Origin of the sequence: Pseudomonas sp. 18058, assembly GCF_902706155.1 — a bacterium.
Lineage (GTDB): Bacteria > Pseudomonadota > Gammaproteobacteria > Pseudomonadales > Pseudomonadaceae > Aquipseudomonas > Aquipseudomonas rustica.
Genome location: NZ_CACSJY010000030.1, coordinates 38,345 through 61,212 on the forward strand (window position 1 = coordinate 38,345; position 22,868 = coordinate 61,212).

Annotated in this window: 26 protein-coding genes; 5 read left to right on the top strand and 21 right to left on the bottom strand. The window is 58.5% G+C overall.

Annotated elements, in window-relative coordinates; genetic code table 11:
- Positions 1–11: 11 nt before the first annotated feature.
- From tssG to GVL50_RS17340, 16 genes are all read right to left on the bottom strand, one after another.
- Positions 12–1,019, bottom strand: a complete 1,008-nt coding sequence (gene tssG / locus GVL50_RS17265; RefSeq protein ID WP_053125097.1) for a type VI secretion system baseplate subunit TssG — start codon at positions 1,017–1,019, stop codon at positions 12–14.
- A complete protein-coding gene (tssF, locus tag GVL50_RS17270; RefSeq protein ID WP_053125099.1) occupies positions 983–2,770 on the bottom strand; it encodes a type VI secretion system baseplate subunit TssF in 1,788 nt (595 codons plus the stop codon). The genes tssG and tssF overlap by 37 nt, the downstream gene beginning before the upstream one ends.
- 27 nt (positions 2,771–2,797) lie before the next feature.
- Positions 2,798–3,250, bottom strand: a complete 453-nt coding sequence (locus GVL50_RS17275) for a hypothetical protein (RefSeq protein WP_159814492.1) — start codon at positions 3,248–3,250, stop codon at positions 2,798–2,800.
- Between the two features lie 62 nt (positions 3,251–3,312).
- Positions 3,313–3,696, bottom strand: coding sequence for a hypothetical protein (locus tag GVL50_RS17280; RefSeq protein ID WP_159814437.1), 384 nt, complete (start codon positions 3,694–3,696; stop codon positions 3,313–3,315).
- Positions 3,693–4,046 (bottom strand): hypothetical protein, encoded by a 354-nt coding sequence (locus GVL50_RS17285; protein WP_159814439.1) that lies wholly within the window; start codon positions 4,044–4,046, stop codon positions 3,693–3,695. The genes GVL50_RS17280 and GVL50_RS17285 overlap by 4 nt, the downstream gene beginning before the upstream one ends.
- The gene (locus GVL50_RS17290) at positions 4,043–4,468 is read right to left on the bottom strand and encodes a hypothetical protein (RefSeq protein WP_159814441.1); all 426 of its coding nucleotides are present in this window, start codon (positions 4,466–4,468) and stop codon (positions 4,043–4,045) included. Before GVL50_RS17290 ends, GVL50_RS17285 begins: the two co-directional genes overlap by 4 nt.
- 7 nt (positions 4,469–4,475) lie before the next feature.
- Complete coding sequence (locus tag GVL50_RS17295; protein WP_159814443.1) at positions 4,476–4,889, bottom strand: hypothetical protein; 414 nt, start codon at positions 4,887–4,889, stop codon at positions 4,476–4,478.
- On the bottom strand, positions 4,886–5,851 hold the full coding sequence (locus GVL50_RS17300) for a DUF6402 family protein (RefSeq protein WP_159814445.1): 966 nt from the start codon (positions 5,849–5,851) through the stop codon (positions 4,886–4,888). The genes GVL50_RS17295 and GVL50_RS17300 overlap by 4 nt, the downstream gene beginning before the upstream one ends.
- Before the next feature lie 39 nt (positions 5,852–5,890).
- Positions 5,891–6,415, bottom strand: a complete 525-nt coding sequence (locus GVL50_RS17305; RefSeq protein WP_159814447.1) for a PAAR domain-containing protein — start codon at positions 6,413–6,415, stop codon at positions 5,891–5,893.
- Positions 6,416–6,426: 11 nt separating this feature from the next.
- Complete coding sequence (tssE, locus tag GVL50_RS17310) at positions 6,427–6,834, bottom strand: type VI secretion system baseplate subunit TssE (RefSeq protein ID WP_053125113.1); 408 nt, start codon at positions 6,832–6,834, stop codon at positions 6,427–6,429.
- A 9-nt stretch (positions 6,835–6,843) separates the two neighbouring features.
- Complete coding sequence (tssC, locus tag GVL50_RS17315) at positions 6,844–8,319, bottom strand: type VI secretion system contractile sheath large subunit (protein ID WP_042561804.1); 1,476 nt, start codon at positions 8,317–8,319, stop codon at positions 6,844–6,846.
- A gap of 26 nt (positions 8,320–8,345) precedes the next feature.
- The gene (gene tssB / locus GVL50_RS17320) at positions 8,346–8,849 is read right to left on the bottom strand and encodes a type VI secretion system contractile sheath small subunit (protein WP_053125115.1); all 504 of its coding nucleotides are present in this window, start codon (positions 8,847–8,849) and stop codon (positions 8,346–8,348) included.
- Positions 8,850–8,881: 32 nt separating this feature from the next.
- Positions 8,882–10,444, bottom strand: coding sequence for a type VI secretion system protein TssA (gene tssA, locus GVL50_RS17325; RefSeq protein ID WP_159814449.1), 1,563 nt, complete (start codon positions 10,442–10,444; stop codon positions 8,882–8,884).
- Positions 10,445–11,085: 641 nt separating this feature from the next.
- Positions 11,086–11,361 carry an HU family DNA-binding protein gene (locus GVL50_RS17330; protein ID WP_003213368.1) on the bottom strand — a complete coding sequence of 92 codons (276 nt, stop codon included), beginning with the start codon at positions 11,359–11,361 and terminating at the stop codon, positions 11,086–11,088.
- Positions 11,362–11,553: 192 nt separating this feature from the next.
- Positions 11,554–12,702 (bottom strand): NAD(P)/FAD-dependent oxidoreductase, encoded by a 1,149-nt coding sequence (locus GVL50_RS17335; RefSeq protein WP_159814451.1) that lies wholly within the window; start codon positions 12,700–12,702, stop codon positions 11,554–11,556.
- Positions 12,703–12,723: 21 nt separating this feature from the next.
- Positions 12,724–12,891, bottom strand: coding sequence for a rubredoxin (locus tag GVL50_RS17340; RefSeq protein ID WP_007954349.1), 168 nt, complete (start codon positions 12,889–12,891; stop codon positions 12,724–12,726).
- Between the two features lie 200 nt (positions 12,892–13,091).
- Between GVL50_RS17340 and GVL50_RS17345 the strand changes: the two genes are divergently transcribed.
- Together GVL50_RS17345 and ubiA are read left to right on the top strand one after the other, a co-directional pair.
- The gene (locus GVL50_RS17345; protein WP_159814453.1) at positions 13,092–13,652 is read left to right on the top strand and encodes a chorismate lyase; all 561 of its coding nucleotides are present in this window, start codon (positions 13,092–13,094) and stop codon (positions 13,650–13,652) included.
- Positions 13,652–14,542 carry a 4-hydroxybenzoate octaprenyltransferase gene (gene ubiA / locus GVL50_RS17350; protein WP_159814456.1) on the top strand — a complete coding sequence of 297 codons (891 nt, stop codon included), beginning with the start codon at positions 13,652–13,654 and terminating at the stop codon, positions 14,540–14,542. The genes GVL50_RS17345 and ubiA overlap by 1 nt, the downstream gene beginning before the upstream one ends.
- Before the next feature lie 115 nt (positions 14,543–14,657).
- On the opposite strand, the gene GVL50_RS17355 is transcribed toward ubiA, so the two are convergent.
- Positions 14,658–15,041, bottom strand: coding sequence for a hypothetical protein (locus GVL50_RS17355; RefSeq protein ID WP_159814458.1), 384 nt, complete (start codon positions 15,039–15,041; stop codon positions 14,658–14,660).
- Between the two features lie 151 nt (positions 15,042–15,192).
- Here GVL50_RS17355 and phoB point away from each other — a divergent pair, with 151 nt between their 5' ends.
- The 3 genes from phoB (at position 15,193) to GVL50_RS17370 (ending at position 18,707) form a co-directional block, all read left to right on the top strand.
- Positions 15,193–15,882: a phosphate regulon transcriptional regulator PhoB gene (phoB, locus tag GVL50_RS17360; RefSeq protein WP_007896474.1), complete on the top strand. Its 690-nt coding sequence runs from the start codon at positions 15,193–15,195 to the stop codon at positions 15,880–15,882.
- 74 nt (positions 15,883–15,956) lie between these two features.
- Positions 15,957–17,243: a phosphate regulon sensor histidine kinase PhoR gene (gene phoR / locus GVL50_RS17365; protein WP_371926008.1), complete on the top strand. Its 1,287-nt coding sequence runs from the start codon at positions 15,957–15,959 to the stop codon at positions 17,241–17,243.
- A 123-nt stretch (positions 17,244–17,366) separates the two neighbouring features.
- On the top strand, positions 17,367–18,707 hold the full coding sequence (locus tag GVL50_RS17370; RefSeq protein WP_053125129.1) for a hemolysin family protein: 1,341 nt from the start codon (positions 17,367–17,369) through the stop codon (positions 18,705–18,707).
- A 170-nt stretch (positions 18,708–18,877) separates the two neighbouring features.
- Here GVL50_RS17370 and GVL50_RS17375 read toward each other — a convergent pair whose 3' ends face one another.
- From GVL50_RS17375 to pstB, 4 genes are all read right to left on the bottom strand, one after another.
- Positions 18,878–19,774, bottom strand: a complete 897-nt coding sequence (locus tag GVL50_RS17375; RefSeq protein WP_159814462.1) for a peptidoglycan DD-metalloendopeptidase family protein — start codon at positions 19,772–19,774, stop codon at positions 18,878–18,880.
- Between the two features lie 279 nt (positions 19,775–20,053).
- The gene (locus GVL50_RS17380) at positions 20,054–20,959 is read right to left on the bottom strand and encodes a response regulator (RefSeq protein WP_159814464.1); all 906 of its coding nucleotides are present in this window, start codon (positions 20,957–20,959) and stop codon (positions 20,054–20,056) included.
- A gap of 164 nt (positions 20,960–21,123) precedes the next feature.
- The gene (gene phoU, locus GVL50_RS17385; protein WP_053125136.1) at positions 21,124–21,885 is read right to left on the bottom strand and encodes a phosphate signaling complex protein PhoU; all 762 of its coding nucleotides are present in this window, start codon (positions 21,883–21,885) and stop codon (positions 21,124–21,126) included.
- A gap of 124 nt (positions 21,886–22,009) precedes the next feature.
- Positions 22,010–22,843 (bottom strand): phosphate ABC transporter ATP-binding protein PstB, encoded by an 834-nt coding sequence (pstB, locus tag GVL50_RS17390; protein ID WP_008078766.1) that lies wholly within the window; start codon positions 22,841–22,843, stop codon positions 22,010–22,012.
- Between the last annotated feature and the right edge of the window lie 25 nt (positions 22,844–22,868).

The following is a 22,868-nucleotide window of genomic DNA, read 5'->3' on the forward strand; positions in this document are numbered from 1 at the left end:
GGCTCACGTCCTTAATGAATTTTGCTGCCCAGGGTCACCACGCCGTCCGCTTTTTCGCGGCCCAGCCAACTGGTCCAACCGAGGCGACAGGCGTTCTGCTCACCGATGCGCAGTTCGCGGATTTCTTCCTGGCGCAGCACCAGGCGGATGTCGTAATCGAGCGGGTCACGCAGGGTGAACCGCACCAGCGCGCAGAGCGGCTGGTAGCCGAAACCGATCGGCAGAAATTCATGGAATCGCTGCCAGTCGAGTTCGGTGATATGAATGCGGAATTTGCCGCTGCGGTCGCGCACGTGCTCGCCGAGCACCAGGTCTTCGCCGAGCAGGCTGTTGGCGCGGCCCAAACGATTGCGCTGTTCTTCGAGAATCTCGACGCGGCGCTCGATGCACTGCTCGATGACCAGGTCTTCGTGCTTGAAGTAGTAACGCAGCACGGCTTCGATCAGCGCCGCCGAGTGCGCGCGCAGGCTGAGCAAACCGAGGTACGGCAGCAGGCGTTTCCAGTTGAGTTCTTTAGCTTTGCGGATCTCTTCGCCACCGAGGCCAATCAGCGCAAACAACTGCGCCGAAAACGGGTCGAGCGCGCCGCTCTGGAAGCTTGCGCGGTAGCGGTATTTGCGCCAGATCGGCAGCATCAGCCGTTGCAGACGATGGTGGAACAGGTCGAGGAAGTTGCGCGTCGGGTTGCCGTCTTCGCTATCGCCCAGGGCTTGTTCGCCATAGAACGCCGGCAGCGGCGAACCGGAACCGACCAGGCCGATCAGGTTGAAACGCATGCGCGCGCGCATCTGCCCGTGCTCTTCGAAAAACTCCACGCGATCGACGTCGCTGCCGGGAAAACCCAGGCTCGGATTGGCCTGGAATTCCAGCTGATCGTACAAATCGTCTTCGCTCAGGTACGGGTGTGCCTCGCGCAGCCGATCGATCACCAGCAGCACTGCCTGAAACAGCGAGTACTCGCGTATCGCCTTGGTGAGCCCGCTTAAAGCAGGGGCTGCAGGCCCATACGTGGTGTCCATTGGTACACCTCTCCCTGTGTGCTTTTTACTCGCAGCTCGTGGAATGAATTGAGACTGGCGTAAAGCGCGAAAAACTCGTTAAGAACCGAAGCGAAAACGAACAGGTCGCCTTCGCCGATGTACCCTTCCGGGTCGATGGTCAGCTCGGTGCGCAAGCCGCGTACCGGCAAGCCACGGTGCAAGCGATCGACGTGGTGATGCTTGATGTTTTTCAGGCCGCCGAGCAGGCGTTTGCTGACCTTCTCTGCGTGCTGGTCGTAGTAGCGCGGCAGGTCGTAGGTTTCGAGAATCACCTTCAACGCATTGACGTCGGCCAGCGACAAATAGTTAAGCGACATGTTGCTGATCAGCTTCCACAGGAAGTCACGGTTCAGCGGCGGCGCAAAACTCGATGTGGCCGGGGTGATGTTGCGGAAACTGAGAAACTCCGGCGTCTCTTCGCAGGCCACACAGATGTCGCCGAGCTTGAGCTTGCGCGGCAGATTCTGGTTGGTGCAAATCAGCTCGATCGACAGGGTTTCGTGGGCTTCGGTGTGGCGAATGCCGAAGCTCAAATAAGTGTCGAGGCCGTCGTGCAGCAAGGACGAGCGCTGGCGAATGCTGTAATGCGGACGGCTGTTGGGCACGTCGAAACTCGGGTCGTGCTCGAAGGATTCGAACGGCACGTATTCCTGATAACCGAGGCCGCCGGGCTTCCAGCCCGTCACGGTTTCCACCGAGAACACGCCGCAATTTTCCAGATCGTATTCCGCCGGCAGCAGCAGGTATTCGTCCTGCTTGCCGTCGAGACGAATCGGCAAGGCATCGTGGGCAAACAGGTTGGCGATTGGCGTGCAAAACAGCTTTACGTTATCCAGCGTCGGGCGCATGCGCAGGATGCCGCTCTTGCGAATGTCGAAGCGCAATTCCAGGCCGCGCATCTGCTTGAGGGTGTCCTGCGGCAGCGCGTTGAGGATGTCCAGACCGTTGACGTCGACGAAGAGGAATTTGTCCTGAAAGGCGAAGTATTCCTGCAGGTAGCGATAGCCACGGAAGGTGTTCAGTGGATACGGGATCAACGCTTCTTCTTCGGCAAAGCCCACTGGGGTGACCCGGTCACCGGGAATCTTGAACGCCATCGGCTTGCCGCTGACGCCATCAATTGGCTTGCCGGCGCCGTCGAGCGGGATCAGCTCAATGCCTTCGAGGTTGCGCAGCAGGCTCAGGTAAAGCATCTGGCTGATGTAGCGCTCACCGGCAAAGTGCAGACGCAGCTTGCTCAGTTCCAACTCACCGAGGTGGCCGTCGGCACTCATTTCCAAACGCAGACTCAGCAGCGAGCCGTCGCCCTTCACCGAGTAATTCAACGCCGCGAGATCCAGCGGCAACACCTCGGTCGGGTAGCAAGTGCGGAAGCGGCAACGCACGTCTTCGATCGGCTTGCTCTCCACCGGCGTATCACGCTCGACCACCAGCGCAGGGCCCGAACGCTTGAGCGGATCGAACTGCAAAATGCTGAACGCCGGCAGCGGGCGCATGTAGTTGGGCCAGAGCAATTGCATCAGCGAATGGCTGAGTTCCGGCAGTTCGTCATCGAGCTTCTGGCGCAAACGCCCGGTGAGAAACGCAAAGCCTTCCAGCAACCGCTCCACATCCGGATCCCGCCCGGCCTGCCCCAGATACGGTGCCAGCGCCGGACTACGCTCGGCGAAACGGCGACCGAGTTGGCGCAGTGCGGTGAGTTCGCTTTGGTAGTAGTGGTTAAAGGACACGGGGTACCTGCCTGGTAGTGGAACGCATCAAAAAAATATCCTGTAGAGCGCGACCGTTGCTGCGGCACACACGTAACCGCCGATGAGTAGGTAAGGCACAATCATGATCATGCCGAACGCCATATAGGCGTCTTGAGACTGCCCAGCGATCAAACAGCGCACGCCATAAATCACCCATGGCACGATGTAAAAGGGGATGAACTTCACGGGCGCCCACCAGACCATCCGCAGCGCTTGTTGTTCGGTTCTGCTTTTCGCGGATCGAGACATCCAGAGCGCAAACCCCAAAAGCCCGGGAATACCCCACCACAAGAGGAATTCCCAATAGGTATGGGATGAATCGTATGTCGTGTACAAGCCACTCCACAGGTCGTAGGAAGAAATCGCGAGCACCACCAACAATGACCACCACAAGGCGACCATGAAGAAGCTCAGTTGAGCGCGACTGAGCTTGGGCATCTCGTCCCCTGCGTCGATCATTGGCGAGCCGCCATCCTCAGCTCGGCAAACCGACAGCACCACTGTCTGGCAAGAGCGAAATTTCACTGAGTCTGCCCTCCCTTGCTTGCGGTGATCGGCACGTACGAGTCGATGAAGAGGTATTCACCGTCGGAAGCGCTGACACGGTTCATCGTCAACGGTTTGTCATCGTGGGTGACGAAGCGCACCCAGCCTTCTCTGACGAGACTGCCGCCTTCTGAGCGAACCTCAACGAAATAGTCCGGCGGCGCCGACCGGGTAATCTCGATGAAGTCGCCACCATCCTCCGCACCGCGCCACACCGCATCGGGATACTCGGGCAATACTCGCTTAACTTTGCTGCGAATCGACCCGACCCAGAACACCACGACCACGATGACGGCCAACGCACCGATCAGGCTCAGCAGGTGATTGAGCCATTTCCAGACCCGCAGCCACGGCATCATGGCGTGCACCATGTGCGCACATCACGCTTGTCGAAGCCCGCACATTGATTGCTTTTGGCGATCACTCGGTAAGCGTTTTCGGGGGTGTAGGCAAAGTAGTAAAAGTTGACCCGATCCTCACCATAGAGCCAGTAGGATGAGGAGCCTTGATTGATTTCGTATGGTTCGAAGGTCCAGATGGATGACTCCGCCGGGATGAAATTGGCGCGGTCCATGAGCAACATCAAGGCGTTGGAAAGCATCTGCGTGACAGAATTATTGAGCACGAGATAGAGCACACAGGCGAGCGCGCCCATCGCCATTACGAAGCGCTGTAGCCAAATCATTCCGAGGCGACTTGAGCGGTTCATGCGACCGCCTCCTGCACAGGACCCGCAGACAACGTCTGCCGCATCAGCGCGCGTTTTTCCCAGCGCAGCTCAATGACCTGCGTGACCAAAATCGCCAACAACGTGACGCCGCCTTGGGCCACGGTGTAGAACAGCGCACGCAACGGGTTGTCGGGCGCCATCATGAACAAAATCCAGGCAACCATCAGCGCAAGTAAACCGAGCTTGGCCCATAATTTCGGGATAACTGCGGCCAATGCGTTCACCGCGAAAAAAATATAAATAAACATGTAATGAGCGATACCGATGCCCACGCCACGGGTAGTGAACCCGCCGTTGAATGCTTTGTAGGCCACAACAACCGCGTCATTCAAAAACACGTAAGCCACGCATCCAATGACGTGAATTAACAGGCATAACGCGAGACGTACGTAGCTGTTCATGTGGCTATCAGTTTTCCAAAATATCGTAGGGTGTATTACTGATAACAAAATTCAGCCAATGTTCTTCCGTACCCGATATCCAGAGCGTGTATTTTTTGGTCGCTTTGTCCATTTCAATAAATACCACTCCGACCGTCCCCTCATCTTCACGAAAACGCATATCAAGAGCGTCTTGAGAAAAAATTGGCGACCTGTAAACCTGATCCGCATGATCACGATCTTTAATTCGCAAATAAACGGTGTTCCTGGGCGTAAGCAAAGAGCTTGCAGAGACAGACTCGATGATATATTTACCGGACGGACTGACATCTGACACAGAGGCCGCGCGCGTTAACACACCGATGACCACCAACGCCGCAAAAGCAACCAGCCCGACAACACAGGCAACTGCCCACATAATGTATTTTTTTGTGGAGGTCATTTGACAAGTATCTCTATGGGTTCCGCTGCAACAGGCTCATATAAAATATCCGAGTAAACACGGAAATCACCGCCCTTCTTCTCGGAGTCCCGGTACTCGCGAAAGTCACTGTTTTGCACAAGCAGATAATGTTTACTTTCCAATTCACGGTATCGGCGCTCGGAGTCTTCTTTTTTCCTGGCTACCTGCTCGGGAGTCGCGCCAGCACCGGCACCAAAGTAGATACTATTCATTTCTCTATTCAGTTCCAGGTTTGTATTCATGCCTTCGACAGGATCAGCGATTAATCCGCCAAAGCCCCAGTAACCCAATACCTGGCTGACGATTACGATGCCGCCATCGTTAAAGTCATAGGAGTCCTCAAGATAGAAAGCCAATTGGGTCGGGATGAACACGATGCGCTTTTCCGTAACCTCAACTGCCCCTTCTGCAATGACATGAACGTTAAAGTTTGCCAGTGCGCCCCTTAATTCATTGACATCATCAGTGCCCCACTGGTCAAACTTGACTGTAACGAAGTTAAAATAACCAAACTTTTCAGCCTTAACTGCCGAGCCGCCAAACGAAAGAGGATAAACACCAACCGGGCTACTCTCGAAGGCGGCCTTGATATTAGCTTTAATCTCTTTTAGTGCCGGCGTGTTATTCCAGTTCTTTCTCAGATGATCGACCGCATTTTTTGTTCGATCAAATTGCATCGCCCAATCCATTTTGACGATAGAGTCTTCGATATATTTTTGCGGCGCAAACTGGCGATGACTCTTTACCTCTTCATCCATACCGCCATCTTCATTTGGCCACGGCTCCCCTTCGAACCAATGCGTCATCAAGGCAGCAGCGACCGGCCAATTCATCTGATTCATGGTGTCCGGGATATCAGTGATTTTATACAGCCGCGTAGTTACAGCCTGTCCGGTTTTATTGTTAGCCGGAGTCATGGTCGATGCTACTGTTGTCGCCATTTTAAAATCCTTTCTGATATCCGTTGATGCTCAAGGAACCTAAGCCAGCACGACCCTGGATTGCGGATGAATGATCATTTCCACAGCTTCCGCCGTTTCAGAGAACACTTTCTGAGTCTTGCCGTCTGCACCAGTCACACCATTGATAACTTTTCCCGAGGAGGTCTTGAGGGTGTATTCAACACCAGCCAGCGGTTTCCCGGATTCTTGGCAATTGATCACAAAGTGCTCGTTAAACGGCCACTGAATCTCCACCGGCAACGGTGGCACAAACGCCACAGGCGAATGCGAATTGCCGATAATCACCGTCCCGGATCCAGCTGTAACTTTGTTGCCGTGTGTCCCCACCGAATCAACCGTCGCGGCAGGTTTGCCGTTGATCAACACAGTGGTCGCCAAACCTCCCGACATCGCACCACCACACGCCGAGGCATCGCCTTGGCGGGCGGCCGCGAGGCCGTCGAAGAACACGTCGCCGGAACCGGCGGCGATCGGGTTGGTGCCGTGGCCGGGGAGCGGGCAAGCGGTGGGGTCGGATACGCGTGCTGCGGGTTTGCCAGACATCGGGAATCTCCTTAGTTGACCTTCACTTGACCGCTGCCATCCAGGCGCGCGGCGAAACTGACCTGTCGCTTGAAACCATCAACTTCCAGCAGGCCTTCGATGCTGAAGGCCAGGCGCAGTTGATCGTGATCACGCGGCAGGGAAATGACACGCACGTTGCTCAGGCGCGGCTCGTAGGCTTCGATGAAGCATTCGATGGCCAGGCGGGCCTGACTCAGAGAGTCGTGCAGGCTCAGGCGCATGTCATTGAGATCGGGCAACCCGTAGTCGGACAGCGTTTGCACGCTGCCGGCCCGGGTGCTGAGCATTTTGGCCAGATGGGCAGCCACGGACGCCATGGCGGAAACCTCGCGGCTCCAACCACTGCGTTTTTCTGCGTCGCCATTAAGGCGTTCGAAAAGGCTGCCGTATCCGTCCATGAGTCGCTCTTACTCTTTGTCCAGCTTGCCAACCAGCGACAGGGTGAAATCGGCACCCATGTACTTGAAGTGCGGACGCACGTTCAAGCTCACGCGGTACCAGCCCGGCTCGCCTTCAACGTCGCTGACGATGATTTGCGCAGCGCGCAGCGGACGACGGCCACGTACTTCGGCGCTCGGGTTTTCCTGGTCGGCAACGTACTGACGGATCCACTTGTTCAGTTCCAGCTCGAGGTCGGTACGCTCTTTCCACGAACCGAGTTGCTCGCGCTGCAGCACTTTCAAGTAGTGAGCCAGGCGGTTGACGATCATCATGTACGGCAGTTGAGTGCCGAGTTTGTAGTTCAGCTCTGCAGCCTTGCCTTCAGCGCTGATGCCGAAGAACTTCGGCTTCTGCACCGAGCTGGCGGAGAAGAACGCCGCGTTGTCGGAGCCTTTGCGCATGGTCAGGGAGATGAAGCCTTCCTCGGCCAGTTCGTATTCACGACGGTCGCTGACCAGAACCTCGGTAGGGATCTTGGTTTCGATTTCGCCCATGCTTTCGAAATGGTGCAGCGGCAGGTCTTCAACAGCGCCACCGCTCTGTGGGCCGATGATGTTCGGGCACCAGCGGAATTTGGCGAAGCTGTCGGTCAGCTTGGTGCCGAACGCGTAAGCAGTGTTGCCCCACAGGTAGTGCTCGTGGCTGTTGGCAACGGTTTCCTTGTACACGAACGATTTCACCGGGTTTTCTTCCGGGTCGTACGGGTTGCGCAGCAGGAAACGCGGCACGGTCAGGCCAACGTAGCGGGAGTCTTCCGAAGTCCGGAAGCTCTGCCATTTGGCGAATTGCGGGCCTTCGAAGTGGTCTTTCAGATCTTTCAGATCCGGCAGGCCGGTGAAGCTTTCCAGACCGAAGAATTTCGGGCCGGCCGCAGCGATGAACGGCGCGTGAGACATGCAGGCAACGCTGGACACGTACTGCATCAGTTTCACGTCAGGCGAGCTTGGCGACATGTAGTAGTTGGCGATGATCGCGCCCACCGGCTGACCACCGAACTGGCCGTATTCAGCGGTGTAGATGTGCTTGTACAGGCCCGACTGCATGACTTCCGGCGAATCTTCGAAATCGTCCAGCAGGTCTTCTTTGGAGACGTTGAGGATTTCAATCTTGATGTTTTCGCGGAAGTTGGTGCGGTCGACCAGCAGCTGCAGACCACGCCACGACGATTCCAGCGCCTGGAAATCCGGGTGGTGCAGGATTTCGTCCATCTGACGGCTGAGCTTGGCATCGATCTCGGCGATCATGCGGTCAACCATGGCTTTCTTGACCGGCTCACCGTTGTTCTGCGGCTTGAGCAGTTCTTCGATGAAGGCCGACACGCCGCGTTTGGCGATGTCGTAGGCTTCGTCGTCCGGGGTCAGACGGGTTTCGGCGATGATGCTGTCGAGAATGCTGTACTCGCCGCTCGCGGCGCCTTTCTCTTGTGCTGCGCTAGTGCTCATTGTGTTGGCTTCCTTGGCTGCTGGGTTCAGGCGTCCGGGGCTGCGGCGTTCAGGCCCAGCTCACCGAGTACGCGACCGCGGGATTCGTCGTCGGCGAGCACGCCTTCGATGGCTTTACGGAACGCAGGGGCGTTACCCAGCGGGCCTTTGAGGGCCACCAGCGCATCGCGCAGTTCCATCAGTTTTTTCAGCTCAGGCACTTGCTCGACCAGGCTGGCCGGGTTGAAGTCCTTCATCGAATTGACGCGCAGTTGCACGCCCAACTCTTCCGTGCTGCCTTCTTCCTGCAGACGGTTCGGCACGTTCATCGACAGGCTCAGCTCTTGCTTGGCCAACACCTCGTCGAAGGTCACCTTGTCGATGCTGATCGGCTTGCGATCTTCGATCTTGCGTTCGTCCTTGCGGTGGGTGTAGTCACCGATTGCCAGCAGCTTCAGCGGCAGTTCAATCTCTTCCTGAGCACCGCCGGTGGCGGGTTTGAAGGTGACGTTGATGCGTTCCTTGGGGGCTACCGAGCCTTCTTTGGCCATGGCTTTTCTCCTTGCGGTTGTGGCCCTGGGGCCTATTCGAGTACCACTTCGAGATCGAGGTGGCACAGCCTGCGATAAATCTCTTCCTTGCGTTCACGTACGGCATGGTTCTGCGGCAACAACTCGCAGCAGCTATGCAGTAAATGCAGCACTTCCAATGCAAGATCGGGCTCCCAGGCGTGCAGGCCTGAGTCCTGTAATGTCTGATCGAGGGTTTCCAGCTGGTTCTTGGCCAGTTCGTATTTCTTGGCCATGAAGCACAACCGTGCGAGGGCGAACTGCCAGAAGAACCGCACCCGCCCACCCTGAGCGGCTTGCAGTCCTTGCTTGAGAATCTGCACAGCAGGCTTGAGGCCTTCCTTGCGCAGAATCGGCAGCACCTCTTCGAGGGCTTTTTCCCAGGCAGGCTGGGTTTCGACGTTGTCACTTTCGACCTTGCGCGGCGCGCTGGCGCTTTGCAGATGCGGCATGACGTTAGCGGCGATCCACGCCCGAGTAGCGGGATCGGCAAACGGTGCGCCGTCATGGAAACGCAGTTCGATAATGCCGGGCAGCCGTTGAACCAAAAGCGCGAAGTGGATTTCCACTTCGCGCATGGCCAGCTCGGCGTTGAGGTTCTGGAGACATTCCCAGACCATCCTCTGGCCATCGAACCAGAACGGCGCCTTCGCCAGGCTCGCCTCCAGTTCCACCAGCAAATCCGCGTATTTGCCCTGATCGAAACGATCCTGATAGAGCTTGAGTTTGTCGACCGGCAGGCCGCGCAACACAGTGATCTGCTCGGCGTTGCGCTCAGGCACGGCGTCGATGGTCATCCACAACAGCGTGCGGTTGAGACGCAAGGCGCGAAGATCAGTGGCTTTCTGTTTGAGCCACCAGGCACACAACGGGCGAGCGCTGTCTTGCTGGGCGCGCAATGCTTTGTGCGCGTCTTTTTCGTTATCGATCGGCGCGCCTGGAGTGAGCAACTGGGTCGCGGCCTGCTTGACCTGCGCCACCGCTGCGCCCACCACACCGGGGGCCGGCTGGTTGTCGGCAGCGCGCTGGATCATGGTTTTCAGGCGACGGGAGATCGGCAGCAGCAACGGCGACTCGTCGCCCAAGTGCTCAGCGCAAGCGGCTTCAAGACCAGTCAGGTGATCGGAGAGCTGCCGAAACATCGGCAACTGCTCTTTGATCGCAATGTTTTCGGTGATGACCTGCTCAAGACGCGGCACCAGCCAGCCGATGGCGGCGGCACGGGTGCGGGGTTTGAGCGGGTGGACGTCGGCCCAGTTGTTTTCCGACAGATGGTGCAGCAAACCGAGGCCGGCCAGCAGCCCGGGGAAGGATTCACGCTGGTACAACGACCAGGTCAGCCAGGCGCCGACACGCAAATCCTTGGATTGGGTACGCAGCAGGTTTTCGCTGTTCTCACGGATTTTCAGCCAGTCGATCTGCCCGCTTTCGTGCATCGACGAGGCTTTGCTCAGCTCGCTTTCCAATGCCTCGAATTCGCTCGAAAAACGAACGTCTTCGCCCGCGAAATTCTCTTTGGAAACAGAGACTTTTGCGAGTTCGAGGTAATGAGCGGAAAGTTTGCTTGAGTAGGACATCCATGGCCTTTATTAAGGATTACGGTCATGCGCCTATTGGAATTGCATCGGCGCGGGACAGTATCGAAGAGCGGGTACGGGACTCATCCAATTGAGTTTGTGCTCTTTCAAGTGCGCGCATCGTAATCACTATGATGGCCACTAGCAAGCATCTGATTAAACAACAAGACGAAGTGTTCTTTAAATCACGTAGGAGCTTTCCCTATATTCCGCCAGGGAATCCCCGATGCCATTTTAATAGCATCGCTCTGATCGAACCGGCCGCAAGGCCTCGATCCAGAGCTGTCGCCAGCGCCCTTGAAAACAGGAGCCGGACGAGTCGCCGGAAGCAGAGCGGAGCATGACAAGTTTTGAAAAATCCCGATGTAGGAAAATTCTGAAAGACTTCATTGGTGTTTCAATTAAACGCCGCGTGACAACAGACAATTAAAAAAGTGCCATCACAATGATGGCTTTTATATAGAAGGGATTATCAGCCGACTGGATTGCATACAATGTGCATATTGTTGCAAGAGTATTAATGGCGATCGCCATACAACGATATGTAGAAACCATCAGGCATAAAAAATGGGCATCCGATTCAATCGGTATGCCCATTTTTCCGCAACCGTTCTCCCCATTATTCAGGGAGTTCGTTGCAATTATGGATTGACGCTGTCTTTCAACGATTTGCCTGGCTTGAACGCAACGGTGTTGCTGGCCTTGATTTTCACCGGCTCGCCGGTTTGCGGGTTTTTGCCGGTACGGGCGCCGCGGTGGCGTTGCAGGAAGGTGCCGAAGCCCACCAGCGTGACGCTGTCCTTGCGGTGCAGAGCGCCGGTGATTTCTTCGAGAACGGCGTTGAGAACGCGGTTGGCCTGTTCTTTGGTCAGATCTGCTTTTTCAGCGATTGCAGCGGCGAGTTCTGGTTTACGCATTAGTGAAGCCCCTTTGACGGTTTTTTGTTGTTATGTCCGTGCTGTCCTCGTTGGAACAGCGCCCAAGGCGCCGCAGGTGCTCTACTCTGCGGCAGACGGGAGTGAGGATGGCACGCGGTTAAAGCCTGCGCCAGTCTCACCCGGATCTTTGTGGGGGCAAAAGCGGGGTGATTCCGACAGAACGACCGGTATTTACGCCAGCAAGGCTGGAAGCTGTTTGTTCAGGGCGAGTTTTTCCATCACCGCCGCGCCCGTCAGCGCATAACCGAGCAACTGGCCGTCTGCGTTATGGCACAGCGCTTTGACGTCGGCGCCCTGCCCTTCGACCGTCCAGACGCCTTCGCTACCGCGTGGCGGCGGCGAAACAACCAAAGGGCACACCGGGGTTTTCACGGTGATGGGCATCGGGCCGTAGGTCACCGCTGTAGGGTTTCCCGCCAGGGTTTGTGCCAGCGCACGCGCACAGCTCATGAGGGGCATTACGTACAACAGATTCAGCCCATCGACCTCGGCGCAATCGCCCAAGGCGTAGATATTGGCGTGGGACGTCTTCAAATGGCGATCAACCACGACACCGCGATTGACCTGCACGCCGGCAGCTGCCGCCAGATCGATGCGCGGGCGCAGACCGATGGCCGAGACCACCACATCGCAGGCGATGACCTGACCGTCGGAGAGGTGCGCCTCCAGACCCTCAGCGACTTTCTGCAAACGGGTCAGCACCGGGCCAAGGTGGAACTTGGCGCCGAGGCTTTCCAGTCCAGCCTGCACGGCGGCGGCAGCGGCCGGGTGCAGCAAGGTCGGCATGACCTGCTCGCATGGCGCGACCAGTTGCACTTCATAGCCGCCAAGGATCAGGTCGTTGGCGAATTCGCAGCCAATCAGACCGGCGCCGAGCAGCAGCACGCGGCGCTTGCCGGCGGCCGCGGCACGGAATCGCGCGTAGTCTTCGAGATCATTGATCGGGAACACCAGTTCGGCGCCATCGCCTTCGACCGGCACGCGCACGGTTTCCGCGCCCCAAGCGAGGATCAGATCGCGATAGCTGACAGCTTCTTCGCCGATCCACAGACGCTTGTGGCCGGCATCGATTCCGCTGATGCGCGTGTGGGTGCGCACTTCGGCTTTCAATTGCTCGGCCATGACGCCCGGCTCGGCCATGCTCAGGCCATCGGCGTCTTTGTTTTTGCCGAAACCGGTAGAGAGCATCGGCTTGGAGTAAGAGCGGCCGTCATCGGCGGTAATCAACAGCAGCGGGGTTTCGCTGTCGAGCTTGCGAAATTCCCGGGCGAGGTTATAGCCCGCCAGGCCGGTGCCGATGATGACGACAGGTGCGCTCATGCCTTACTCCTTTGGATTTACTTAGTTGATTTCGATCATTTCGAAGTCCATTTTGCCGACGCCGCAGTCCGGGCACAGCCAGTCTTCCGGCACGTCCTGCCACAGAGTGCCCGGCGCGATGCCGTCATCCGGCCAGCCGTCGGCTTCGTTGTAGATCAGGCCGCAGACCACACATTGCCACTTTTTCATTCAGGTACTTCCTCAGGGTTCAGGCTTTTGCCGGCGCGGACGGTCGATGGGTGTTGCGCTGCCGTCCGGCTCAGCGCGTTTTGTACTGATGGAGCCGCGCAGATGCAAGCCTGTTCGGCGCAACGGCGACCCGGATCGCTCAATATCGCAGCTCGCCATGGTAAGCTCGCCGCCTCATTTGCGGCCAATAATGACTCATTGTGCAACAGACAAATTCCTCCCCGGCCCCGCTCTGGCTGACTCAAAGCCGACTGACGCCCCTCCCCGATTCGTTGACCCTCGACTGGCTGTTCGACGAAGGCTCTCTGACCCGCCGACTCACCCGTTTGTCTAACGACGGCTTTAGCGTGACGCCCCTGTTCGAAGGCTGGGACACCCTGCGTGCCGACGAATGCGCGGCGCTGGATCTGGCCGCAGGCAGTGAAGGCTGGGTGCGCGAGGTGTATTTGCGCGGCCATGGCGAGGCTTGGGTGTTCGCCCGCAGCGTCGCTTCGCGCGCCGCGTTGCAGGGCGACGGTTTGCACATGGACGAACTCGGCAGCCGCTCACTAGGCGAATTGCTGTTTTGCGATCAGGCCTTCCAGCGCCGCGCACTCGAAGTCTGCCACTACCCTGAAGCATGGCTGCCGACCGCCGCCAAAGCGCCTGAGCTGTGGGGCCGTCGTTCGCGTTTCGACCGTGGCGCGCTGAGCGTGCTGGTCGCGGAAATCTTCCTGCCGAGCCTGTGGCGCACCGCCCGCGCCCATCCGGAGAACTGCTGATGTATCAGAGCCTGCTCAAGTCCCTGAACCGTTTGAACCCGCGCGCCTGGGATTTCATTCAGCTGACCCGGATGGACAAGCCGATCGGCATTTACCTGCTGCTGTGGCCGACCCTGTGGGCGCTGTGGATTGCCGGCAAAGGCTCGCCATCGCTGGCCAACGTGGTGATTTTTGTCCTCGGCGTAATCCTCACCCGCGCCGGCGGCTGCGTGATCAACGACTGGGCCGATCGCAAGGTCGACGGCCACGTCAAACGCACCGCGCAACGGCCATTGGCTGCGGGCAGAATCAGTTCGAAAGAAGCGCTGGTGTTCTTTACGCTGTTGATGGGCGTGAGTTTTCTGCTGGTGCTGTGCACCAACGCGCCGACCATCTGGTTGTCGCTGGGCGGTCTGGCGCTGGCGTTTACTTACCCGTTCATGAAGCGCTACACCTATTACCCACAGGTGGTGCTGGGCGCGGCGTTCTCGTGGGGCATGCCGATGGCGTTCACCGCCGAGACCGGCGAACTGCCGGCGGCGGCGTGGCTGCTGTGGATCGCCAACCTGCTGTGGACGGTGGGTTACGACACCTATTACGCGATGACCGACCGCGACGACGATTTAAAGATCGGCGTGAAGTCGACGGCGATTCTGTTTGGCGAAGCGGATCGGGTGATCATCCTGAGTTTGCAGGCGTTGTCGTTGGGCTGCCTGTTGCTGGCAGGGTCGAAGTTTGAGTTGGGGACGTGGTTTCACCTTGGTTTGCTGGTCGCTGCCGGTTGCTATGCGTGGGAGTTCTGGTACACGCGGGATCGCGACCGGATGCGCTGTTTCAAGGCGTTTTTGCACAACCACTGGGCCGGGTTGGCAATATTCGTCGGGATCGTGCTGGATTACGCATTGCGCTAAACATAGAACCTTGTAGGAGCAAAGCTTGCTCGCGAAGACGTCGTGTCAGTCAGCACATGCGTTAACTGACACACCGCTTTCGCGAGCAAGCTCAGCTCCTACAAAGGCACTGCGGTTACTTGGCTTTGGCGACTTTCCAGGCGCCGTCCATTTTGCCGTCACCGGTCATGTCACCGGCCTTTTTGTCCATCACGAAGGTGTAGAGCGGCATGCCTTGGTAGGCCCATTGCATTGAGCCGTCGTCGCGTTTGATGACAGTCCAGTCCCCCATCGACTTGTCACCCGCCGTCGCCATCAACGGCGGCCAGTTGGTTGCGCACTTGTCGTTGCACATCGACTTGCCCGCAGTGTCTTTGGTGAAGGTGTACAGGGTCATGCCCTTGTGATCGGTGTACATGCCATCCTTTTCCATTGCCGGGTCGGCGGCGAATGCCATCGATGGCAATGCGAGGGCAGCGGCAAGCATCAGCGCTTTGAAAGAAACAGTCATTTGAGTCATGGAAACCTTCTTTTGTGGTTGTCAGGATTCGGACTTAAAGCTTAGTTCAGGATCGCGCCAATCGCCGGGCGACTAAAATACTGTCACACGACTGCAATAATTCCGTTATCTAATGCGGCGCAAGACAGTTAAATGACAAGAGGATTAAGGCATGGTTGGCAGGAGCATTCTGATCGTCGACGACGAAGCGCCCATTCGCGAAATGATCGCCGTTGCGTTGGAAATGGCCGGCTATGACTGCCTCGAGGCAGAGAACTCGCAGCAGGCGCACGCCATCATTGTCGACCGCAAGCCGGATCTGATCCTGCTCGACTGGATGCTGCCCGGCACGTCCGGCATCGAGCTGGCCCGCCGCCTCAAGCGTGACGAGCTGACCGGGGATATCCCCATCATCATGCTCACCGCCAAGGGCGAAGAGGACAACAAGATCCAGGGTCTGGAAGTCGGTGCCGACGACTACATCACCAAACCGTTTTCCCCGCGTGAACTGGTCGCCCGCCTCAAAGCCGTGCTGCGCCGCGCCGGCCCGACCGATGGCGAAGCGCCGATTGAAGTCGGTGGCTTGCTGCTCGACCCGATCAGCCACCGCGTGACCATCGACGGCAAACCGGCCGAGATGGGCCCGACCGAATACCGTCTGCTGCAATTCTTCATGACCCACCAGGAACGCGCCTACACCCGTGGCCAGTTGCTGGATCAGGTCTGGGGCGGCAACGTCTATGTTGAAGAGCGCACCGTCGACGTGCACATCCGCCGCCTGCGCAAGGCCCTCGGCGACGCCTACGAAAATCTGGTACAAACCGTGCGCGGCACTGGCTACCGGTTTTCCACCAAGGCCTGACCCGACCGCCAGACTCGCTGACAAGGATCGTATTTTCCGTGAATCAAAACTGGCATGGCACCCTGATTCGCCACATGCTGTTGCTGGTCACCGCCTGCCTGGTGATCGGCCTGATCACCGGCTATTACGGCTGGAGCCTTGCTGCAGGTCTGGGTATTTATCTGGCCTGGACGCTCAAGCAGTTGCTGCGGTTGCATGAATGGCTGCGCCTGCATAAACCCGATGAAGCACCGCCCGACGGCTACGGTCTGTGGGGCGAAGTGTTCGACAGCATCTATCACCTGCAACGCCGCGACCAACGCGTGCGCGGGCGCCTGCAAGCGGTGATCGACCGGGTTCAGGAGTCCACCGCCGCGCTGAAAGACGCGGTGATCATGCTCGACAGCGACGGCAATCTGGAATGGTGGAACCGCGCCGCCGAAACCTTGCTCGGCCTCAAGACTCCGCAAGACAGCGGCCAACCGGTGACCAACCTTGTCCGGCATCCGCGCTTCAAGGAATACTTCGAGCAGGACAGCTACGCCGAGCCGCTGGAAATCCCCTCGCCGACCAACGATCGCGTGCGCATTCAGCTGTATCTGACCCGCTACGGCAACAACGAACACTTGATGCTGGTGCGCGACGTCACGCGCATCCATCAGCTGGAACAGATGCGCAAAGACTTCATCGCCAACGTTTCCCACGAACTGCGCACACCGCTGACGGTGATCTGCGGCTATCTGGAAACCCTGCTCGATAACGTCGAAGAAGTGAACCCGCGCTGGAGCCGAGCGCTGCAGCAGATGCAACAACAGGGCGGACGCATGCAGACGCTGCTCAACGACCTGTTGCTGCTGGCGAAACTGGAAGCCACTGATTACCCGTCGGACAACCAGCCAGTGCAGATCGACACGTTGCTGCAATCGATCAAAAGCGATGCGCAGCAATTGTCCGGCGCGAAAAACCAGCACATCACCCTCGAAGCCGATGCGAGCATTTTGCTCAAGGGCAGCGAGGCGGAGTTGCGCAGCGCGTTTTCCAATCTGGTGTTCAACGCGGTGAAGTACACCCCGGCCGAGGGCAATATCCGCATTCGCTGGTCGGGCGACGATCAAGGCGCGCACCTGAGCGTGCAGGATTCCGGGATCGGCATCGACAGCAAACACCTGCCGCGCCTGACCGAACGCTTCTACCGCGTCGACTCCAGCCGCAACTCCAACACCGGCGGCACCGGGCTAGGCCTGGCCATCGTCAAACACGTGTTGCTGCGCCACCGCGCACGGATGGAGATCAGCAGCGTGCCCGGCCACGGCAGCACGTTCACCTGCCATTTCGCCCCGGCTCAGGTGGCACATGCACGGGCGATCAGCGCCAGCGAATGATGCCGCCCGGCACGCGCCACTAGGCAATCGCCCGGTCAGCCGCTACATTGGCTGACTTGTGCCTGCCTTTCAGGCGCGGCTTTTACCTTCTTTTGAATCATACGGAACCCGCAAAACTCCATCATGGACCCTTCCCCTGGCTTGTCCCTCGCAACAATATTTGCCGATTTCGGCATGATCCTATTTGCTCTGATCCTGGTTTTGCTCAACGGTTTTTTCGTTGCGGCGGAATTCGCCATGGTCAAACTGCGCTCGACCCGCGTCGAGGCCATCGCTGAACAGAACGGCTGGCGCGGGCATATCCTGCGCACCGTACACAGTCAGCTCGATGCGTACCTCTCGGCGTGTCAGCTCGGTATCACCCTCGCCTCCCTGGGCCTGGGCTGGGTCGGTGAGCCGGCGTTCGCGCACATCCTCGAGCCGCTGCTGAGCGCGGTCGGTGTGCAATCGGCCGAGGTCGTCAAAGGCGTCTCGTTCTTCACCGCGTTCTTCATCATTTCGTACCTGCACATCGTCGTCGGCGAGCTGGCCCCCAAGTCGTGGGCAATCCGCAAACCGGAGCTGCTGTCGCTGTGGACGGCGGTGCCGCTGTACCTGTTCTACTGGGCGATGTACCCGGCCATTTACCTGCTCAACGCCAGCGCCAACGCGATTCTGCGCATCGCCGGCCAGGGCGAACCCGGCCCGCACCACGAACACCATTACAGCCGCGAAGAACTGAAACTGATTCTGCACTCCAGCCGTGGCCAGAACCCCAGCGACCAAGGCATGCGTGTGCTGGCTTCGGCGGTGGAAATGGGCGAGCTGGAAGTGGTCGACTGGGCCAACTCCCGCGAAGACCTGATCTCGCTGGAATTCAACGCGCCGCTGAAGGAAATTCTGGCGATGTTCCGTCGCCATAAATTCAGCCGTTATCCGGTGTACGACAGCGAGCGTCAGGAGTTCGTCGGCCTGCTGCACATCAAGGATCTGCTGCTGGAACTGGCGGCGCTGGATCACATTCCCGAGTCGTTCAACCTGGCTGAACTCACCCGTCCGCTGGAGCGCGTGTCGCGCCATATGCCGCTGTCGCAGTTGCTGGAGCAGTTCCGCAAGGGCGGCTCGCACTTCGCCGTGGTCGAGGAGGCTGACGGCAACATCATCGGCTACCTGACCATGGAAGACGTGCTGGAAGTGCTGGTCGGCGACATTCAGGACGAACACCGCAAGGCTGAACGCGGCATCCTCGCCTATCAGCCGGGCAAGCTGCTGGTGCGTGGCGACACGCCGTTGTTCAAGGTGGAACGTCTGCTGGGCATCGACCTCGATCACATCGAAGCGGAAACCCTCGCCGGCCTGGTCTATGAAACCCTCAACCGCGTGCCGGAAGAGGAAGAAGTGCTGGAAGTCGAAGGCCTGCGAATCATCATTAAAAAGATGAAAGGCCCGAAGATTGTGCTGGCGAAGGTGTTGATGCTGGATTGATCAGGATGGCGGGCGGCTTTTGTGGCGAGGGGATTTATCCCCGTTGGAGGGCGCAGCCCTCCCAAAGCCAGCAAACGCGATCTGTCAGGTATGGCGAGGTTGTAGGATTTGGGGCTGCTTCGCAGCCCATCGGGGATAAATCCCCTCGCCACAGTTGATCTCCTCTGCCTTCACTGTTTGCCCAACGCAAAGTTGGGCAACGCGCCCAGTGGCTGGTTGAACTGATACGGAATCGATACCAGCCCCTGCCCCGTATTACGCTGCACCACAAAGTGCAAATGCGGGCCGCTGCTGTTGCCGGTGTTGCCGGACAGCGCCAGTGGACTGCCGACCGTCACTTGCTGCCCTTCCCTGACGCTCACCGAACCCTGTTTGAGGTGCAGGTACACACCCATCGTCCCGTCATTGTGCAACACGCGCACGAAGTTGCCGGACGGGTCGGTGCCGCGACCGCTCTGTGAGTTTTCGACTTTCACCACAACGCCCGCGCGCGCCGCGATGATTGGCGTGCCGACCGGCATGGCGATGTCCATCGCGTAACGATTCTTCGGCCCGAAGTGGCTGTACTGCCCCTCAGCGCCCTGACTCAAGCGAAACGGCCCGCCGCGCCACGGTAGCGGATAGCGATAGCTCTGCGCGACGCCAACGGGGTTGCCGAGGGAATATTGAAACTGCGGTGAGTATTGCAGCGGTTGGCCAGCGGTTATCGGCGTCAACATTGCCATCCGGGTTTTGCTGCGCGCCGGCAGCACCCGACGGATGGCTTTTGCCGGCGCACCGCGCACGTTGCTCAGGCTAATAAACGCCAGCGCGATCTCGACCGGCGCGTACAGATCGTTGCGCACGAACACCACGTCACCGCCCTTCTGCTTCTTGATGTCGAGGTACACCTGACGCTCCAGGTGCTCGACCATGCGATCCTGAAACACGAACTCCTTCGCGCCTTTGCTCGGGCGGTCGCTGTACGAGACCACACCGTTGGCATCGGTGGATTTGTAGACAGTAACGGCCACAGCCGAAGTAGAGGCCAGGAGGAGACCACAGAGAAACAGCAGGCGCGCGAACATGGGCAAGAGTCTGTCGAAGGAAGGCCTGAAAAGAGCCTAGCAGGTGAAACAGACCGGGGGAGTCGACAGATGTTTCAATTTGGCTAAAGGCAAAACAAAAGATCGCAGCCTTCGGCAGCTCCTACATTGGAATGCGATCCCCTGTAATTGCTGATCGTCCCCACGCTCTGCGTAGGGATGCCGCCAGGGACGCTCCGCGTCCCATGCAGCGAGGACGCGGAGCGTCCGGTTGAGGCGTTCCCACGCAGAGCGTGGGAACGATCAGGCTGAAACTTGTGATTACGCGCCGGGGATGAAGTGCTTCTGCGCCGTGCCACGCGCGATCAGGCGGGAGATGTAGTCGAGCTTCTGTGCGTCCTGATCGACGAAGCGGAAGGTTAGTTGCAGCCATTCGCTGTCTGGCTTTTGCTCATGCGCGACCACCGCGTGCAGATAGCCATTGAGGCGGGCGATCTCGGCATTGTCGCCCTGCTCCAGATCGAGCACCGCGCTGTCGAGGATCTGCGGCAGGTTCTCGCTGCGCTTCACCACCAGCAGCGCTTCCTTGAGGCTCAACGCTTTGATCACGCATTGCTGCGTGCCGCTCGGCAGACGCAATTGGCCATGCCCACGACCACCGCTTGGCGCTGCCGAAGCGGCAGGTGCTTTGACGGGCGGGCTGTTGAGCAAACCGCGAGCCGGTGCAACTGCCGGGGCAGGTGCTGCCACCACGGGCGCTTTACCGCCGGTCAATGCGCTCAGGGAATCGTTACCGAATGCCGGGTTCATCTTGGTCGGGGCGCTGTTCATCAGGGCGTCGAGCTTGCCGATCTTGTTCAGGGCCTGTTTGACCTTGGTCAGCAGTTGCTCGTTGGTGAACGGTTTGCTGACGTAACCGGAAACGCCGGCCTGAATCGCCTGCACCACGTTCTCTTTATCGCCACGGCTGGTGACCATAATGAAGGGCATGGTTTTCAGGTTGTCTTGCTCGCGACACCAGGTCAGCAGTTCGAGGCCGGACATTTCCGGCATTTCCCAGTCGCACAGCACCAGGTCGAACGCTTCCTTGGTCAGCATGGCCTGAGCCTTTTTGCCGTTGATGGCGTCCTCGGTGCGGATCCCCGGGAAGTAATTGCGCAGGCACTTTTTCACCAGGTCACGAATGAACGACGCGTCGTCCACGACCAACACACTGATCTTGCTCATCCAACACCCCTATTAAAATCCCGGCAAGCATAACGCTGGCTGATGGCACATTGCCAAAACTCTTCAGTCACGCCGGGACTTTTCGTTCGCGGGTGCTGCTTTTTTATCGAAAGCTGTAAACGAAAACGCCCGGCCAAAGGGCCGGGCGCTTTACTCAGGCAATCTTACTTATCGTCAGCAACGTCCGGAACATTAGCGGTTTCGCCGCTTGTGCCTTGAACTTCTTCCTTCATGCGCTTGAGGCCCATGTGCCGCACGTCGGTGCCGCGCACCAGGTAAATCACCAGCTCGGAGATGTTGCGCGCGTGGTCGCCGATGCGCTCCAGCGAACGCAGCACCCAGATGATGCTCAACACGCGCGAGATAGAGCGCGGATCTTCCATCATGTAAGTCGCCAGCTCACGCAGGGCGGTTTTGTATTCGCGGTCGATGATCTTGTCGTACTGCGCCACCGATAACGCCAGATCGGCGTCGAAACGGGCGAACGCGTCCAGCGCATCGCGCACCATGTTGCGCACCTGGTCGCCAATGTGGCGAACCTCGACGTAACCGCGTGGCGCCTCACCTTCTTCGCACAACTGAATCGCGCGGCGAGCGATCTTGGTCGCTTCGTCACCGATGCGCTCGAGGTCGATCACAGACTTGGAGATGCTGATGATCAAACGCAAATCGGACGCCGCCGGCTGACGACGGGCAAGAATGCGCAGGCATTCTTCGTCGATGTTGCGTTCCATCTGGTTGATCTGGTCATCGATCTCGCGCACCTGCTGAGCCAGACCGGAGTCGGCCTCGATCAGCGCGGTCACCGCGTCGTTGACCTGCTTCTCGACCAGCCCGCCCATGGCCAGGAGGTGGCTGCGCACTTCCTCAAGCTCAGCGTTGAACTGCGCAGAGATGTGATGAGTGAGGCCTTCTTTGGAAATCATTGTTCGCTCCGAAAAAGCGTTTAACCAAGAGCTGCAAGCTACAAGCTGCAAGCTGTTATGTGGTGATCCATGCCGCTTCGCTTCTAACTTGCCGCTTGAAGCTTGCCGCTCGCAGCTGCTTCAATCAGCCGTATCGACCGGTGATGTAGTCTTCGGTCTGCTTCTTCGCCGGATTGGTGAACAGGGTATCGGTGTCGCCGAATTCCACCAGTTTGCCCATGTACATGAACGCCGTGTAATCCGAAACCCGCGCGGCCTGTTGCATGTTGTGCGTGACGATGACGATGGTGAACTTGGATTTCAGCTCGTAGATCAGCTCTTCGACTTTCAGCGTCGAGATCGGGTCGAGGGCCGAGCACGGTTCGTCGAGCAGCAGCACTTCCGGCTCAACCGCGATGGTACGGGCGATCACCAGACGTTGTTGCTGACCACCGGAAAGACCCAGTGCCGATTCGTGCAAGCGGTCTTTGACCTCGTCCCACAGTGCCGCGCCTTTCAACGCCCACTCGACCGCTTCGTCGAGGATGCGCTTCTTGTTGATGCCCTGAATGCGCAGGCCGTAGACCACATTTTCGTAGATGGTTTTCGGGAACGGGTTCGGCTTCTGGAACACCATGCCGACGCGGCGACGCAGTTCGGCAACGTCTTCGCCCTTGCGATAGATGTTGTTGCCGTACAGGTTGATCGCGCCTTCTACGCGGCAGCCGTCAACCAGATCGTTCATGCGGTTGAAGGTGCGCAGCAGCGTGGATTTACCGCAGCCGGACGGGCCGATGAACGCGGTCACGCGCTGTTTCGGAATGTTCATGCTGACGTCGAACAGCGCTTGTTTGTCGCCGTAGTACAGGCTCAGGCCCGGTACTTCGATGGCCACGGTTTCCTGTTCCAGGTTCAGGCTCTGCTTGTCGCGGCCCAGGGCGGACATGTTGATGCCGTGGGTATGTGCTTCGTGCTGCATGGTTCTCACTCCGTTCGTAGCTGCG

Coding starts and splice junctions, on each gene's coding strand:
- tssG (WP_053125097.1), bottom strand. CDS start 1,019: ATGGACACCACGTATGGGCCTGCAGCCCCTGCTTTAAGCGGGCTCACC.
- GVL50_RS17275 (WP_159814492.1), bottom strand. CDS start 3,250: ATGATCGACGCAGGGGACGAGATGCCCAAGCTCAGTCGCGCTCAACTG.
- GVL50_RS17280 (WP_159814437.1), bottom strand. CDS start 3,696: ATGATGCCGTGGCTGCGGGTCTGGAAATGGCTCAATCACCTGCTGAGC.
- GVL50_RS17285 (WP_159814439.1), bottom strand. CDS start 4,046: ATGAACCGCTCAAGTCGCCTCGGAATGATTTGGCTACAGCGCTTCGTA.
- GVL50_RS17290 (WP_159814441.1), bottom strand. CDS start 4,468: ATGAACAGCTACGTACGTCTCGCGTTATGCCTGTTAATTCACGTCATT.
- GVL50_RS17295 (WP_159814443.1), bottom strand. CDS start 4,889: ATGACCTCCACAAAAAAATACATTATGTGGGCAGTTGCCTGTGTTGTC.
- GVL50_RS17300 (WP_159814445.1), bottom strand. CDS start 5,851: ATGGCGACAACAGTAGCATCGACCATGACTCCGGCTAACAATAAAACC.
- GVL50_RS17305 (WP_159814447.1), bottom strand. CDS start 6,415: ATGTCTGGCAAACCCGCAGCACGCGTATCCGACCCCACCGCTTGCCCG.
- tssE (WP_053125113.1), bottom strand. CDS start 6,834: ATGGACGGATACGGCAGCCTTTTCGAACGCCTTAATGGCGACGCAGAA.
- tssC (WP_042561804.1), bottom strand. CDS start 8,319: ATGAGCACTAGCGCAGCACAAGAGAAAGGCGCCGCGAGCGGCGAGTAC.
- tssB (WP_053125115.1), bottom strand. CDS start 8,849: ATGGCCAAAGAAGGCTCGGTAGCCCCCAAGGAACGCATCAACGTCACC.
- tssA (WP_159814449.1), bottom strand. CDS start 10,444: ATGTCCTACTCAAGCAAACTTTCCGCTCATTACCTCGAACTCGCAAAA.
- GVL50_RS17330 (WP_003213368.1), bottom strand. CDS start 11,361: ATGCGTAAACCAGAACTCGCCGCTGCAATCGCTGAAAAAGCAGATCTG.
- GVL50_RS17335 (WP_159814451.1), bottom strand. CDS start 12,702: ATGAGCGCACCTGTCGTCATCATCGGCACCGGCCTGGCGGGCTATAAC.
- GVL50_RS17340 (WP_007954349.1), bottom strand. CDS start 12,891: ATGAAAAAGTGGCAATGTGTGGTCTGCGGCCTGATCTACAACGAAGCC.
- ubiA (WP_159814456.1), top strand. CDS start 13,652: ATGTATCAGAGCCTGCTCAAGTCCCTGAACCGTTTGAACCCGCGCGCC.
- GVL50_RS17355 (WP_159814458.1), bottom strand. CDS start 15,041: ATGACTCAAATGACTGTTTCTTTCAAAGCGCTGATGCTTGCCGCTGCC.
- phoB (WP_007896474.1), top strand. CDS start 15,193: ATGGTTGGCAGGAGCATTCTGATCGTCGACGACGAAGCGCCCATTCGC.
- phoR (WP_371926008.1), top strand. CDS start 15,957: ATGCTGTTGCTGGTCACCGCCTGCCTGGTGATCGGCCTGATCACCGGC.
- GVL50_RS17370 (WP_053125129.1), top strand. CDS start 17,367: ATGGACCCTTCCCCTGGCTTGTCCCTCGCAACAATATTTGCCGATTTC.
- GVL50_RS17375 (WP_159814462.1), bottom strand. CDS start 19,774: ATGTTCGCGCGCCTGCTGTTTCTCTGTGGTCTCCTCCTGGCCTCTACT.
- GVL50_RS17380 (WP_159814464.1), bottom strand. CDS start 20,959: ATGAGCAAGATCAGTGTGTTGGTCGTGGACGACGCGTCGTTCATTCGT.
- phoU (WP_053125136.1), bottom strand. CDS start 21,885: ATGATTTCCAAAGAAGGCCTCACTCATCACATCTCTGCGCAGTTCAAC.
- pstB (WP_008078766.1), bottom strand. CDS start 22,843: ATGCAGCACGAAGCACATACCCACGGCATCAACATGTCCGCCCTGGGC.